The following is a 13867-nucleotide window of genomic DNA, read 5'->3' as shown; positions in this document are numbered from 1 at the left end:
CGGTTAACGCGAACGATCTCAGGCGCTTAGCGCTGAATTCAGGTCGTCGATCAGGTCCGCGGGGTCCTCGATGCCGATGGACAGCCGGACGACCTCCGGCCCGGCGCCCGCGGCCGTCTTCTGCGCGTCGGTGAGCTGGCGGTGGGTCGTCGAGGCGGGATGGATCACCAGGGAGCGGGTGTCGCCGATATTGGCCAGGTGCGAGAAGAGCTGCAGGTTCGAGACGAGCTTGACGCCCGCCTCGTAACCGCCTTTCAGGCCGAAGGTGAAGACCGCGCCGGCTCCGTTGGGCGTGTAGCGCCGAGCGAGCTGGTGGTAGCGGTCGGTCTCGAGGCCCGGATAGCTGACCCAGGAAACGGCCTCGTGGCCCTGAAGATGGGTGGCCACGACGAGGGCGTTGTCCGAGTGGCGCTGCATGCGCAGGGGCAGGGTCTCGATGCCGGTCAGGATCATGAAGGCGTTGAAGGGCGAGAGGGCCGGCCCGAGGTCGCGCAGGCCCAGCACCCGGATCGCGATGGCGAAGCCGAAATTGCCGAAGGTCTCGGACAGGACCATGCCGCCGTATTCCGGCCGCGGCCCCGACAGCATCGGGTAGCGGTCGTCCCCCGCCCAGGGGAAGGTGCCGCCGTCGACGACGAGCCCGCCGATCGAATTGCCGTGGCCGCCCAGGAACTTGGTGGCCGAGTGCACGACGATGTCGGCGCCGTGCTCGAAGGGGCGGATGAGGTAGGGAGTCGCCATCGTGTTGTCGACGATGAGTGGGATGTTGTGGCGCCGCGCGATCTGCGCGATCGCCGCGATATCGGTGATGACGCCGCCCGGATTGGCGATGCTCTCGATGAAGATCGCCTTCGTGCGCGCCGTGATCGCCCGCTCGAACGACGACGGATCGTCGGTGTCGGCCCAGACCACGTTCCAGCCGAAGTTCTTGTAGGAATGGTTGAACTGGTTGATCGAGCCGCCGTAGAGCTTGTTGGCGGCCACGAACTCGTCGCCCGGCTGCATCAGGGCGTGCATGGTCAGGAACTCGGCCGCGTGGCCCGAGGCGACCGCCACCGCGGCCGTGCCGCCTTCGAGCGCCGCGATGCGCTCCTCCAGCACGGCGTTGGTCGGGTTGGTGATGCGGGAATAGATGTTGCCGAAGGCCTGCAGCCCGAACAGCGAGGCGGCGTGGTCGACGTCGTCGAACACGAAGGACGTCGTCTGATAGATCGGCGTCGCCCGTGCCCCCGTCGTCGCATCGGGCGCCGCGCCGGCATGGATCGCCAGAGTGTTGAAGCCGGGGAGACGGTCGGTCATGGGCTGCTCCTGGGAACCGTCATCCGCTCGCTCGCGGCGCACGGCCCGTCCATCATCCGCTGAAAAGAACGAGGGTTCTTTATGGCGGACGCGTGATGGGCGTCAAGGTAACGCCTCGTCGCTGCGGAGGATATCGCAAAGCGGCGTGACAACCCCCGCTTTGTCATCCCGGGGCGCACTAGGCGAGTTTGGGACCTGGAACCATCGGTGGTTCTTCAGTTTGCCGCGTCGGCGGCTCTAGATCCCAGCCTCCACTGCCCGGCCCCGGGACGACAAGTGGGGTGGCGCGAGGAAGCCGCTCACAGACGCCCCCGTGCGTCCACGCACACATTTCCGCCCCAATTCCTTTACGACCGGAACCACATCGCTGCGGCCAAGTTTACGCAGCAATCAAGGGGTCACGCAGCGCCGAAGGGCGCGCGAAAGGTCAAGGACATCAGGACCATGCGCCAGTCGCTCACCGTTTTCGCCGCCATCGTCGCCGCATCCCTCGTCGCGACGCCGCTGGTGATCAGCGCCTCGAACGCGCTCGCCACGCCCGACCGCGTCGAGACCGTTCAGATGCCCGCCGCCGTGACGCCGATCGAGATCGCTCCGGTCGCAGCGCCCCAGGGCGAGACCTGTGTGCGCAAGGTTCGCGTCGTCTATGCCGGCTATGCCGCCGCCGGCTGCTCGCCGGCCCGCTGATCCCGGCTCAAAGACCGTAGCGAGCCCAGGCCGCCCGCTCCGCGATCGCGGCCAGCGCCTCCTCGGCGAGTCCCGTGCTGCCCGGATTGGCACGCCGCAGCAGCCGCGCCACCAGCGAGCCCTGCTTCTCGGCGACGACCTTGAGCGCCACCTTCTCCCCGAACCGGGACCGCAGGACCGAACGCACGTCGCCGAGGCCGTCGACGAGACCGAGGCCGAGCGCCTGCCGGCCGGTCCAGACGGCGCCGGTGAACAGCTTCTCCTCGGGATCGAGCTTGGGCCTGCGTGCCGTGACGAGGGCCGTGAACAGCTCCTGGACGTCGGCCTGGATCACCTTGAGCCGGGCGACATCGGCCGGGTCCTCCGGGCGGAAGGGATCGAGCATGGCCTTGGCCTCGCCCTGCGTGTGGACGCGCCGCTCGACGCCGATGCGCTCGATCAGCCGGTCGAAGCCGAAACCCGCCGAGACGACGCCGATCGATCCGACGAGGGAGGCCGGATCGGCGTGGATCTCGTCGGCCGCGCAGGCGATCATATAGCCGCCCGACGCGGCGACATCCTCGACGAAGGCAAGGACCGGCAGCCCCTTCTCCGCAGCAAGCGACCGGATGCGCTGATGGATGAGGTGCGACTGCGCCGCCGAGCCGCCCGGCGAGTTGATGACGAGGGCGACCGCCGCGACACCCGGCATGGTGAAGCCGCGCTCCAGGCTGCCCGCGACCCCTGCCATCGAGAGCCCCGAGCGGAAGGGGGAGACCGCGCCGATCGCGCCGCTGAGCCGGATCACCGCGACCCGCGGCGGTCGCTCGCGCCAGCGGCGGGGCAGGAGGGCGCGAAGGCGGGCCGGGATCTCGATCGGCATGGGTGGTGTCAGCTCGGGCTCATGATCGAGGCTCGCGGCCCCGCCCTCCGAAACTCTGGTGCTGGGGAGTAGGAATCAAGGCGGCGGGACGATTTGCACCGGCGGACCTGATCAGGTTCGTCATCGCCTCAGGCGCGCACCACGGGCTTCGCCTTCACGGCGGCGGCGAGCGCCTTGAGGTGACGGTTGAGTTCGGCGATCTCGTTCAGCGCAATGGTCTTGTGGCCGTCCTTCACCGCCCGCTCGATGTCGCCGACATGGGCGGTGGCGATGCGCTTCAGTTCGGCGGCGAGTTGGTCCCGGGTCATCGGCGCTCCTGTCACGGCTCGGGGTACTCGGGTCGTGATAGGGCAGCATGCTTAACCGGCCGTTGTCGCAAGCCGCGGCGAGGCCACGCCCGCGCCGCGGCCGATGCCGCATTCGTGACCGGCCGTCCCGGGCCGATGCGGAGCTTCGATTCATCGCTGTGTCCCTCGCGTGACAGGCAAGAGCGGGCCTCTCCGCTACCGTGCGGCCGGGTCGGGGGACCTCGGGACGGACACGCCATCATGATCGCCAAGCTTCTCATTGCCGGCGCCGCATCGGCGCTCCTCGCCGGGACCGCCGCGGCCGCGGACCTGCCGCGCCGCGCTGCGCCGCCGCCGGCCTTCGTCCCGGTGCCCGTCTTCACCTGGACCGGCTTCCACATCGGGACGCACAGCTCCTACGCCTTCAGCGACCGCCAGACGATCCGCACCGTCGGCAACAACAACGGCGCCGGCGGCATCACCAACACGCAGCTGAACGTGGCGCAGGGCCGCCGCCCCGGCGCTTTCCGCTCGGAGCAGGACGGCTTCGGCAATATCGGCGGCGGGCTCGGCTACACCTACCAGTTCACCCCGGGGTCCGGCTTCGTGGTCGGCCTCGACGCCAACGTGACCTGGACGGACATCAGCAAGAGCTACGCCTATTTCGGGCCCGTCATCCCAGGCGTGAACGTGGCGCCGGACCCGAGCAACCTGCGCCAGCGCCTCGATTATCTCGGCACCGTGCAGGGCCGGCTCGGCTACGCCTTCGACCGCGTCCTCGTCTACGGAACCGGCGGCTTCGCTTACGGCAACGTCGCCTACGCCGCGAACTTCCTCAACCCGGCCGGGACGCTGGCCTATGCGGGCCGCTTCGACGGCATGGAGACGGGCTACGTCTACGGCGGCGGCATCGAGTACGCGATTCCCACCGACAGCTTCCTGGCACGGTTCAACTTCATCGGCAGCCTCATCGGCGCGCAGGCGATCACCCTGAAGGCCGAGTACCTGCGCTACGACCTCGGCAGCCGCAACGTGCTCGTGAACAGCACCGGCCTCACCGCAGCCACCGGCTCCTACACCTCGCGCTTCACGACCGAGGGCAGCATCGTGAAGGCCGGCTTCACCTATCGGTTCGGCAGCTTCTAGGGCCGCAAAGGTCCGCTAGGATCGCGGTCGAAAGAAAAAGCCCTGCTCGCGAGAGCAGGGCTTTTTCGTGCCGAACTCCTCGTGCTCAGCACACGACCCGGTTCAGGTCCGCCAGGGATGGGCCGGCAGCGCCGTGGTGCCGATCGCCCGGGCGCCGGCCTCGGCGACCGCGTGATCGTTCTCGACGCTCGAGCCGCTGACGCCGATGGCACCCGACATCACGCCGTCCTCGTCGACGATCGGGATGCCGCCCGGGAAGGTGATGAGGCCCTGGTTCGAGTGCTCGATCCCGTAGAGCGAGCCGCCGGGCTGCGAGAGCTTGCCGATCTCGCCCGTCGGCATGCCGAAGAACACGGCCGTCTTCGCCTTCTTCTGCGCGATGTCGATGGAGCCGACCCAGGCGTCGTCCATCCGGTCGAAAGCCTTCAGGTTCGCGCCCGAGTCCACGATGGCGATGCACATCTGCGTGCCGAGTTCCTTCGCCTTGGCGCGTGCCGCCGCGATGGCCTTGTGCGCGTCCTCGATCGTCACGTGCATGGATGTTTTCCCTCTTCAGCCAGAGCCATGCCAGACGGCACGACATCGGCCCTCTTCAACGACCGAGAGTCGCTCGCGTGCCCGCGGGCGACGGATGTCCGCATGCGCGTGTCCGGATCGAGGGCTGCCCGATCCGGACCAGCGGGGCGTGACCGGCGACGGAGCGCCGGCCGACGGCGCCCGGCTTACTTCGCCGCCATGGCGTTGGCCTTCTCGATCAGCGCCTCGGCCATGCGGATCGAGGCGATGTCGATGAGGCGGCCGTCGAGGGAGACGGCGCCCTTGCCGGCCTTGGCGGCCTCTTCCATGGCCTCAAGGATGCGGCGGGCCTTCTTCACCTCGGCCTCGGAGGGCGTGAAGACCTCGTTGGCGAGCTCGATCTGCGAGGGGTGGATCGCCCACTTGCCCTCGAAGCCGAGCGCGGCGCAGCGCCGGGCCGCCGAGCGGTAGCCGTCCGGATCGGAGAAATCGCCGAAGGGGCCGTCGATGGGCCGGAGGCCGTAGGCGCGGCAGGCCACCAGCATGCGGTTCTGGGCGAACAGCCAGGGATCCTGCCAATGGGTCTGGCGGTTGCCGGCCTCGTCCTTGTCGGTGAGCACGCTGAAATCGACGTTGACGCCGCCGATGACCGTGGAGCGGGCCCGGGTCGAGGCCGCGTAATCGGCCACGCCGAAGGACATCGCCTCGAGACGCGGCGAGGAGGTCGCGATCGCCTCCACATTGGCCATGCCGAGCGCCGTCTCGATCAGCACCTCGAAGCCGATCTTCTTCTCCCGCTTCTTGGCCTGCTCGATCTGCGTGACGAGCACGTCGATGGCGTAGACGTCGGCCGGCACGCCGACCTTGGGGATCAGGATCATGTCGAGGCGCGGGCAAGCCTCAACGATGTCGACGACGTCGCGGTACATGTAGTGGGTGTCGAGACCGTTGATGCGGATCATCATGGTCTTCGAGCCCCAGTCGATCTCGTTGAGCGCCTGGATGATGTTGGTGCGGGCCTTCTCCTTGTCGTCGGGCGCCACCGCATCCTCGAGGTCGAGGAAGATGACGTCGGCGGCGGAGGCGGCCGACTTCTCCATGAAGGTCGGGTTGGAGCCGGGAACAGCGAGTTCCGAGCGGTGCAGGCGCGGGGTGGCCTGCTGGATCAGGGTGAAGCTCATGGGTGTTTCCTTCCTTGCTTGAAGATCACGGCCGCGCGCCCCGCGCACCGCGTAAGGCGATGGTCAGCCCGTAGCGCCGAAACCGACGGCGATGCAATTGATCGACAGGAGCAGGGCGGATTTCACCGCCTCGCGCTTGTCCTCGTCCTCCTCGCTGCGGAAGCGTCGCAGCAATTCCACCTGCTCGCGGCTGACCTGGTTGATGGTCGGCAGGCGCCCGTTGAGGCGGTCGCGGAACAGGGGGAAGCGCTCGGCGAGCTCGCTGCCGCCGCTGACGCGCAGCGCCATCTCGCGGGTCAGCGCGTATTCCTGCTCGATCATCGGGAAGATCGTCGCGCGGGCGCCCTCGTCCGGCACGAGGCCGGCATAGTCGCGCGCGATCTCGAGATCGACCATCAGCAGCGTCTTCTCGACCTCGTCGAGGATCAGCCGAAACAGGCGGGATTCCGAGAAGAGTCGCCTGAGCTGCGCCTCACCCTGCGACCCGCGCACGTCGAGGAAGCTCTTCAGCCCTGAGCCGACGCCGTACCAGCCGGTGATGACGTGCCGGTTCTGGGACCAGGCGAAGACCCAGGGTATGGCGCGCAGGTCGCTCAGGGAGCGCGCGCCGAAGCGCCGGGCCGGCCGCGAGCCGATGTTGAGGAGCGCGATTTCGTCGAGCGGACTGGCCGACTGGAAATAGGTGACGAGATCCGGGTGCTGGATCAGGTTGACATAGGCCGCCCGCGAGGCGCCCGAGAGCGCCTCCATAGCATCGTCGAACTCGTTGCGAGGGAGCCGGGCCGCCTCACGCTCCGAGTTCAGCGCATGCGCGAACACACTGGAGGCCAGCAATTCCATTTGATAGGCGGCGGTGCCGCGATTGGCGTATTTGAACGAGACGACCTCGCCCTGTTCCGTGGTGCGGAAGCGCCCGTTGATCGAGCCCGGAGGCTGCGCCGCGATGGCCCGCGCGGTCGGCGCGCCGCCCCGGCTCACGGAGCCGCCGCGGCCGTGGAAGAAGGCGATGGGCACGCCCGAGGCCTTGCCGAGCTCGGTCAGCTTCGATTGCGCCTTGTAGAGCTCCCAGTTCGAGGAGACGAAGCCGCCGTCCTTGTTCGAATCCGAGTAGCCGATCATCACCTCCTGGACCCCGCCCTGCCAGCGGGTGGAGCGGCGCACCACGGGGATGGCGAGCAGCTCCTTCATGATGGTCGGGGCGGCGCGCAGGTCGTCGATGGTCTCGAACAGCGGCACGATGGGCAGGGGGCAGATCTCGGTGCCGGCAGCGTCGAGGAAGATCCCCGCCTCCTTCGCAAGCAGGTAGGCGCCGAGGATGTCGGGCACCGAGCGGGTCATCGACAGCACGAAGGCACCGAAGGCCTCGCGATCGAGCTGCTCGCGCATCTCGCCGACCAGCGCGAAGGTCTCCAGCGTCTCGCGGGCGTCGTCGGGCAGGGTCTCGAAGCTGCGGTCGCCCTGGCGTGGCCTGGCGAGCTCGGCCAGCAGCCACTTCTTCCATTCCGGCGAGTCGAGCTCCGGCGGCGTCCTGTTGGCGCCGTTGGCCTGCTGCCAGAGGGCGTGCAGGGTCTTGGTCGTGCGCGTCGTGTTCTCGCGCAGGTCCAGGCGGACGGTGGAGAAGCGGAAGATCTCGACCATGCGCCGGACCGGACGGACGAGGTCGGTGGCGAGCGAGGGGCACTTCGCGTCGGCGAGGCCCTGTTCCAGCACGCGCAGGTCGTTGATGAGCCCGTCGGCGCTCGGATAGTCGGGCCCCGTCGAGCGCGCGCCCTCGTTGCGGGCGATGGTCGCCTCGATCTTGCGCAACACGCAGGTGAGGAACTGGCGATAGGCCTCGCCGGGGTTGCGGCTGGCGATGGCGCGGCCGTCGCCGCTCTCGTAGAGCTGGTGGCTCAGCTCCTTCTTGAAGCTCGCCGGGACGGGCAGGGAGCGCTCGGTCAGCGACAGGGTCCGGCCGAGCGCGATGACGCCGTCGCGGTAGCGGCGGAGCGAGGCCAGGGCGTTGCGCTGCAGGGTCGTGCGCGTCACCGAGGCGGTGACGTAGGGGTTGCCGTCGCGGTCGCCGCCGATCCAGGAGCCGAACTGGAAGAAGGCCGGCACCTCGAACTTCTCGTCCGGGTAGTAGGCGGCCAGCGATTCCTCCAGCGAGTACAGGACCTCCGGCAGCATCTCGAACAGCGTCTCGTCGAAGAAGTGCAGGCCCCAGGCCACCTCCCGCTCGACGGTCGCCTTCTCCAGGTGCAGCTCGCCGGTCATCCACACGAGCTCGATCTGGTCGCGCAGCTCGTTCATCAGGCCGTTGCGCTCGCGCTCGGTCCAGCGCGGCAGTTCGAGCTCGCGCAGCACGAGGTAGATGCGGCGGAACTTCTCCAGCACCGTGACGCGCTTGCCCTCGGTCGGATGCGCCGTGATGGTCGGCCGGATGCGCAGGTCCTTGAGAAGGGCGTGGATCTCGCGGGCCTTGATCCCGGTCTTGACCGCCTCGGCCAGCACCGCACTGAAGCTGCCGCCGAGCTCGGCCCGGCCCTTCGTGCGCTCCACCTGCCGTCGCCGACGCATCGCCGCGTTCTGCTCGGCGATGGAAAGGAGCTGGAACCAGATGCCCTGGACCTGGAGGGCGCGGGCGAGCATCTCGGGCGTGAAGCGCGAGATATCGGCACGGCCGTGCAGCACGTCCTCGAGCTCGGGCTCGTGCCGGCGCGCGACTTCGAGGAGGGCATGGAACAGGATGTCGAGCGCCTCCTTCGAGGAGGTGCCCGTGATCACCGGGGGCGCGAAGGTGTGGTCGATGGCGCCGACCGGGGCGTGGAGAGTGTCTGTCATGGCCGAGCTTGCCTCACGCGCGACGGCAGCTCTCCTCCCCCTTGTGGGGAGGAGTTGGAGGTGGGGGTGGTTCCGCTTGGTGAGCGGCAGGGTCACTTAGCCACCCCCACCCCTACCCCTCCCCACAAGGGGGAGGGGGAAATGCACCGGTCAGGCCGCCCGCTTGGCCATCACCTGCGCCACGGTGGAGCCGAACTCGCCGGGGCTTGGCGCGACCGTGAGCCCGTAGCTCCTCATGATCTCCGCCTTCTCGGCGGCGCTGTCGCCGGTGGCGGAGATGATCGCCCCGGCGTGGCCCATGCGGCGGCCCTTCGGGGCCGTGAGGCCGGCGACGAAGCCGATCACAGGCTTCGTCATGTTCTCCTTGATCCAGGCCGAGGCCTCGGCCTCCTGCGGGCCGCCGATCTCGCCGATCATGAGGACCGCGTGCGTCTCGGGGTCCTGCTCGAACAGGGCGAGGTGATCGAGGAAGGAGGAACCGTTGATCGGGTCGCCGCCGATGCCCACCGAGGTCGAGATGCCGATGCCCTCGGCCTTCATCTGCGCGGCCGCCTCGTAGCCCAGGGTGCCGGAGCGCGAGATCACGCCGACATTGCCCTTGAGGTAGATGTGGCCGGGCATGATGCCGAGCATCGACTTGCCCGGCGAGATGATGCCCGCGCAGTTCGGCCCGACGACCATCGAGCGCTTCTCCTTGGGGTAGCGGCGCAGGTAGCGCTTCACCCGCATCATGTCCTGGGCCGGGATGCCGTCGGTGATCGAGCAGATCAGCGCGAGGCCGGCATCGGCCGCCTCCATGATCGCGTCGGCCGCGAAGGGCGGCGCCACGAAGGTGATGGAGGTGGTGGCCCCGGTCTGGCGCACCGCGTCCTTGACGGTGTTGAAGACGGGCAGGCCGAGATGGGTCTTGCCGCCCTTGCCCGGCGTGACGCCGCCGACGACGTTGGAGCCGTAATCCATCATCTCCTTGGCGTGGAAGGTGCCCTTATCGCCCGTGATGCCCTGGACGATGATCGGGGTCTTCTCGTCGATCAGAATGCTCATGCTGGTCTCCCGAACTTAATGCTTACGCTTGGCGGCGTCGCAGGCCTCGACGGCCTTGCGCGCCGCGTCCGAGAGGCTGTCGGCGGTGATGAGGTCGAGGCCGCTCTCGGCCAGGATCTTCTGGCCGGCCTCGACATTCGTGCCGGCCAGCCGCACCACGAGCGGCACGTCGATCTTCACCTCGCGCGCCGCCTGGATCACGCCCTGCGCGACCCAATCGCAGCGGTTGATGCCGGCGAAGATGTTGACGAGGATCGCCTTGACGTTGCGGTCCGAGAGGACGAGCCGGAAGGCGGTCGCGACGCGGTCCGGCGAGGCGCCGCCGCCCACGTCCAGGAAGTTCGCCGGCTCGCCGCCCGCGTGCTTGATCATGTCCATGGTCGCCATGGCGAGGCCGGCGCCGTTGACGATGCAGCCGATCTCGCCCTCGAGCCCGATATAGCTGAGATTGTGCTCGGCCGCCTGCGCCTCGCGCGGGTCGCCCTGCGAGGGATCGTGCATGTCGGCGATGTTGCCCCGGCGGAACATCGCGTTGTCGTCGAAGGACATCTTGGCGTCGAGCGCCAGCACGCGGTCGTCCTTGGTCACGACCAGCGGGTTGATCTCCAGCATGGTGCCGTCGCAGTCGCGGAACGCCCGGTAGGCGTTCATGATCGTCCTCACCGCGGCCGAGACCTGCTTGATGTTGAGCCCCAGCTGGAAGGCGATCTCGCGGGCCTGGAACTGCTGCAGGCCGACCGCCGGCTCGACCACCACCTGGATCAGCGCCTCCGGCTCCTTGGCCGCGATCTCCTCGATGTCCATGCCGCCGCGCTGCGAGGCGATGACGCGGACCCGCTCCGCCTTTCGGTCGAGCACGTAGCCGAGGTAGAGCTCGCGCTCGAAGGGATCGGCGGTCTCGACGTAGACGCGCTGGACGGGCTTGCCCTCTGGGCCGGTCTGCAGGGTGACGAGGCGCTTGCCGAGCAGATCCTTGGCCGCGTCGCGGACCTCGTTGTAGGTCCGGCAGAGCTTGATTCCGCCGGCCTTGCCGCGGGCGCCGGCATGGATCTGCGCCTTCACGACCCAGAACGAGCCGCCGAGTTCGGTCGCGGCATAGACGGCCTGGTCCGGGCTGAAGGCGACGGCCCCCTTGGGAACCGCGACGCCGAAGCTCGCGAGCAGCTCCTTCGCCTGATACTCGTGCACGTCCATGTCGAGACCTCCTGACGCTTCCTCGCGCGGACCATCCCGTAAAGTTCAATTCACGGGAAGCCCTGCGTCCTTAATAATTTTTTGCATTCTCTTTCAAGTCTGCCTTGAGGGGCAGTGGAATGCTTATTGAATTCAGTGAACCGGCTCAGTTCACCTTGGTCTTGACGATCTCATAGATGCGTTCGTTGAGCGGGCCTGCATCGCCGAGCAGTCCTTCGAGCTCCGACAGGCGCGCCTCGGCGAAGGCGCGGTCGTCGAGGCCCTTGGCGTTGACGTAGACGTTGAGCGCGGCGCTGCGCAGGCCCGCATGGGCGGAGAGCACGGCCACGCCCGCATCCGAGATGACGTTGAGATTGCCCTTCTCGGCCACGACCTGCGCGAGGTCGATCACCTGCCGGCAGACCCGGCAGCAGGCGAGCGGAACGTCGGTGGCGACCTTGAGCGCCTCCTGGATTTTTTCCGCCCGCGCGGCCTTCTCGTCGTCGGTTCCTTTCGGCAGCCCGTAGGCGGCCATGACGGCGTCAAAGGCCTCGACGTCGTCGGCGATCATGCCGGTGAGCTCGGCGCGCAGGGCCTCGGACTTCGCCAGGACCTCCCGAAGCTCGGCCTCGACCTCGACGTACTTCTTCTTGCCGATGGTTAGGTTGCACACCATGCTGAGCAGCGCGGCGCCCATGGCGCCGTGGATGGCGGCGGCACCGCCGCCGCCGGGCGTCGGGGCCGAGCTCGCCAGCCCGTCGAGGAAGCCCTGGATCGTCTCGTTGCCCGCCATGATCAGGCCATCGACTTGGCGAGGGCGTAGATCTCCTCGGCGTCGAACACCGTCTCGGTGTTCTCGAAGAGTTTGCCGACGCAGGCGCGGTGGAGCTTGAGCTTGAGGCCGCCGATGCCGAGGGCCCCGAAGACGTGCTTGCCGTGGCGTTCCTTGCCCTTGTCCATCGCCTCGATGCCGCCGAAGCCGAGCGGGGGCTGGGCGTTGTAATCGGCGATGAACGCGATGCTCGCCTCGTCCTTCCAGTCGGATTCGGCGAGCAGCTCGATGCCGATGGCGCCGGCCGCGAAGACGAGGTTGGCGCCCTTGACGACCTGGGCGCGCGACGCGGCATCCGGCGTCGCGGCGGCCGTGATGTTCACCTTGAAGCGCTTGTTGATCGCGTCGGCGGCCTCCTGGGCGCGAGCCTCCTGGCGGGCAGTCAGCACGACCTCGGCGCCCTCCCGGGCGAGCAGGGCCGCCGAGCGCATGCCCACGGGACCGGTCCCGGCCAGCACCACCGCCTTCTTGCCCTGGACGGAGCCCGCGGCCTTGACCACCAGCGCGACGCCGGCGGCGGCCGTGGTGTTGGAGCCGTTGGAATCGAGCATGCAGGAGACGCGGAAGGGCCCGAAGAAGCGCTTCTTCACCGCCTCAAACACCGCTTCGCCGGCCGCCATGTTGCCGCCGCCGACGAAGATGGCGGTGCCCTTCTTCTCGGAACCGCCGCGGGTGTAGATCGTGCCGTCGACCAGCGCTCCGACATTCTCCGTCGTGACGTTGCCGTAGCCGGTGATGTGGTCGGCGCCGCCATCGTAGCCGACCACCGTGTCGAACACGCTCGGGACCGGGTCGGTATCGAACTGGAACAGCAGTTTCTTGGTCATTTCGTTTCCTCTGCCCGCGTCACGGCGCGGTCGCTCTTTCTCAGTTGATTCAGCGTACTCGACGTAGCCGCCTTAGAGCCCTCGCCATTCCAGTGCGCCGCAGGCGAGCCCGGAACCCGGAACCGCCGGCGGTTCTCAGCCTGCCGCGTCAGCGGCTCTGGGTTCTGCTTCGCAGCCCTGGAATGACAAAGGGGGCGGTCTGTGACCCAGCCGCCTCCCTTAGGCCTCCACCACGTTCTGCGGCTTGCCCGCGACGAAGGCCTCGATGTTGTCCACGAGCTGGTCGGAAAGGATCTGCATCGCCTCCTTGCTCGCCCAGGCGACGTGGGGCGTCACGATGAGGTTGGGCAGGTCGAGGTCGCAGAGCACGTTGCCGGCCTTGGGCGGTTCGTTCACGACGACGTCGAAGCCCGCGCCGCCGATCGTGCCGGCCTTCAGCGCCTCGGCCAGTGCCTCCTCGTCGACGAGGCCGCCGCGCGCCGTGTTGATGAGGATGGCGTGCCGCTTCATCTTCGCGAGCTGCTCGCGGCCGATCATGTTCTTGGTCTCGGGTGTCAACGGCGCGTGCAGCGTGATGACGTCGGACTCGGTCAGGATCGTCTCGAAATCGACGAGGCCGTCCTGCGGGAAGACGTCGTAGGCGATGACCTTCATGCCGAGCGCCTCGGCCCGCTTGGCGATGGACTTGCCTAGCGCCCCGTAGCCGACGATGCCCAGCGTCGAGCCGGCGATGTCGTGGATCGGGTAGTCGAAGTAGCAGAACTGGGTCGACTTCGCCCAATCGCCCCGACGGACCGAGTTGGCGTAGGGCACGATGGCGCGGCGCAGCGCGAAGATGAGCGCGATGACGTGCTCGGGAACGGTGTTGAAGGCGTAGTTGCGGATGTTGACGACGGTGATGCCCCGCGCCTTGGCGGCGGCCTTGTCGACGACGTCCGTGCCGGTGGCGGCCACCGCGATCAGCTTGAGGTCGGGGAGCTGCGCCAGGGCCGCCTCGCGCATCGGCACCTTGTTGATGATCGCGATGGAGGCGCCCTGAAGGCGCGCGACGACGTCCTCCGGCGTCCAGGTCGACTCGTGCTCGATGTATTCGTGAGGAAAGCTGAAGGGCTTGACCTTCGCGTCGAGGGATTCACGGTCGAGAAAGACGATCTTGTGCGCCATTTGCACCCTCGGTCACGGTCCGCGCC

At 68.2% G+C, this 13867-nt stretch carries 13 protein-coding genes; 2 read left to right on the top strand and 11 right to left on the bottom strand.

The genetic code is table 11. The features are described from left to right. Positions 1-18: 18 nt before the first annotated feature. Entirely contained in the window at positions 19-1299 is a 1281-nt protein-coding gene (locus tag MFF55_RS11660; RefSeq protein WP_238244260.1) for an O-acetylhomoserine aminocarboxypropyltransferase, read from the bottom strand. 444 nt (positions 1300-1743) lie between these two features. Here MFF55_RS11660 and MFF55_RS11655 point away from each other — a divergent pair, with 444 nt between their 5' ends. Further along, the gene (locus MFF55_RS11655; protein ID WP_238244259.1) at positions 1744-1986 is read left to right on the top strand and encodes a hypothetical protein; all 243 of its coding nucleotides are present in this window, start codon (positions 1744-1746) and stop codon (positions 1984-1986) included. Between the two features lie 7 nt (positions 1987-1993). Here the strand turns inward: MFF55_RS11655 and MFF55_RS11650 are convergent, their stop codons facing one another. Beyond that, a complete protein-coding gene (locus tag MFF55_RS11650; RefSeq protein WP_238244258.1) occupies positions 1994-2848 on the bottom strand; it encodes a S49 family peptidase in 855 nt (284 codons plus the stop codon). Positions 2849-2976: 128 nt separating this feature from the next. After that, positions 2977-3156 carry a hypothetical protein gene (locus tag MFF55_RS11645; RefSeq protein WP_238244257.1) on the bottom strand — a complete coding sequence of 60 codons (180 nt, stop codon included), beginning with the start codon at positions 3154-3156 and terminating at the stop codon, positions 2977-2979. 240 nt (positions 3157-3396) lie between these two features. Here MFF55_RS11645 and MFF55_RS11640 point away from each other — a divergent pair, with 240 nt between their 5' ends. Then, positions 3397-4281, top strand: coding sequence for an outer membrane protein (locus tag MFF55_RS11640; RefSeq protein ID WP_238244256.1), 885 nt, complete (start codon positions 3397-3399; stop codon positions 4279-4281). A gap of 102 nt (positions 4282-4383) precedes the next feature. Here the strand turns inward: MFF55_RS11640 and MFF55_RS11635 are convergent, their stop codons facing one another. The 8 genes from MFF55_RS11635 to MFF55_RS11600 all read right to left on the bottom strand — a co-directional run bounded on the left by MFF55_RS11635 (position 4384) and on the right by MFF55_RS11600 (position 13841). Beyond that, complete coding sequence (locus tag MFF55_RS11635) at positions 4384-4818, bottom strand: GlcG/HbpS family heme-binding protein (RefSeq protein WP_238244255.1); 435 nt, start codon at positions 4816-4818, stop codon at positions 4384-4386. Positions 4819-5003: 185 nt separating this feature from the next. After that, on the bottom strand, positions 5004-5978 hold the full coding sequence (locus tag MFF55_RS11630; protein ID WP_238244254.1) for an HpcH/HpaI aldolase/citrate lyase family protein: 975 nt from the start codon (positions 5976-5978) through the stop codon (positions 5004-5006). Positions 5979-6041: 63 nt separating this feature from the next. Continuing rightward, entirely contained in the window at positions 6042-8801 is a 2760-nt protein-coding gene (locus MFF55_RS11625; protein ID WP_238244253.1) for a phosphoenolpyruvate carboxylase, read from the bottom strand. 150 nt (positions 8802-8951) lie between these two features. Next, entirely contained in the window at positions 8952-9845 is an 894-nt protein-coding gene (gene sucD / locus MFF55_RS11620; RefSeq protein ID WP_238244252.1) for a succinate--CoA ligase subunit alpha, read from the bottom strand. 15 nt (positions 9846-9860) lie between these two features. Continuing rightward, positions 9861-11039 (bottom strand): malate--CoA ligase subunit beta, encoded by a 1179-nt coding sequence (locus MFF55_RS11615; protein ID WP_238244251.1) that lies wholly within the window; start codon positions 11037-11039, stop codon positions 9861-9863. A gap of 145 nt (positions 11040-11184) precedes the next feature. Continuing rightward, positions 11185-11811, bottom strand: a complete 627-nt coding sequence (fchA, locus tag MFF55_RS11610; RefSeq protein WP_238244250.1) for a methenyltetrahydrofolate cyclohydrolase — start codon at positions 11809-11811, stop codon at positions 11185-11187. 2 nt (positions 11812-11813) lie between these two features. After that, positions 11814-12677, bottom strand: a complete 864-nt coding sequence (locus MFF55_RS11605) for an NADP-dependent methylenetetrahydromethanopterin/methylenetetrahydrofolate dehydrogenase (protein WP_238244249.1) — start codon at positions 12675-12677, stop codon at positions 11814-11816. 219 nt (positions 12678-12896) lie between these two features. Continuing rightward, positions 12897-13841 (bottom strand): D-2-hydroxyacid dehydrogenase, encoded by a 945-nt coding sequence (locus MFF55_RS11600; RefSeq protein ID WP_238244248.1) that lies wholly within the window; start codon positions 13839-13841, stop codon positions 12897-12899. Positions 13842-13867 lie beyond the last annotated feature (26 nt).

Origin of the sequence: Methylobacterium iners (assembly GCF_022179305.1) — a bacterium.
GTDB classification, from domain to species: Bacteria; Pseudomonadota; Alphaproteobacteria; order Rhizobiales; family Beijerinckiaceae; genus Methylobacterium; species Methylobacterium iners.
Note: the sequence above shows the minus strand (reverse complement) of the source record. Positions and strands in the feature narration are given on the sequence as shown.

Coding starts and splice junctions, on each gene's coding strand:
- MFF55_RS11600 (WP_238244248.1), bottom strand. CDS start 13,841: ATGGCGCACAAGATCGTCTTTCTCGACCGTGAATCCCTCGACGCGAAG.
- MFF55_RS11655 (WP_238244259.1), top strand. CDS start 1,744: ATGCGCCAGTCGCTCACCGTTTTCGCCGCCATCGTCGCCGCATCCCTC.
- MFF55_RS11635 (WP_238244255.1), bottom strand. CDS start 4,818: ATGCACGTGACGATCGAGGACGCGCACAAGGCCATCGCGGCGGCACGC.
- MFF55_RS11660 (WP_238244260.1), bottom strand. CDS start 1,299: ATGACCGACCGTCTCCCCGGCTTCAACACTCTGGCGATCCATGCCGGC.
- MFF55_RS11640 (WP_238244256.1), top strand. CDS start 3,397: ATGATCGCCAAGCTTCTCATTGCCGGCGCCGCATCGGCGCTCCTCGCC.
- MFF55_RS11615 (WP_238244251.1), bottom strand. CDS start 11,039: ATGGACGTGCACGAGTATCAGGCGAAGGAGCTGCTCGCGAGCTTCGGC.
- MFF55_RS11645 (WP_238244257.1), bottom strand. CDS start 3,156: ATGACCCGGGACCAACTCGCCGCCGAACTGAAGCGCATCGCCACCGCC.
- MFF55_RS11605 (WP_238244249.1), bottom strand. CDS start 12,677: ATGACCAAGAAACTGCTGTTCCAGTTCGATACCGACCCGGTCCCGAGC.
- MFF55_RS11630 (WP_238244254.1), bottom strand. CDS start 5,978: ATGAGCTTCACCCTGATCCAGCAGGCCACCCCGCGCCTGCACCGCTCG.
- MFF55_RS11625 (WP_238244253.1), bottom strand. CDS start 8,801: ATGACAGACACTCTCCACGCCCCGGTCGGCGCCATCGACCACACCTTC.
- sucD (WP_238244252.1), bottom strand. CDS start 9,845: ATGAGCATTCTGATCGACGAGAAGACCCCGATCATCGTCCAGGGCATC.
- fchA (WP_238244250.1), bottom strand. CDS start 11,811: ATGGCGGGCAACGAGACGATCCAGGGCTTCCTCGACGGGCTGGCGAGC.
- MFF55_RS11650 (WP_238244258.1), bottom strand. CDS start 2,848: ATGCCGATCGAGATCCCGGCCCGCCTTCGCGCCCTCCTGCCCCGCCGC.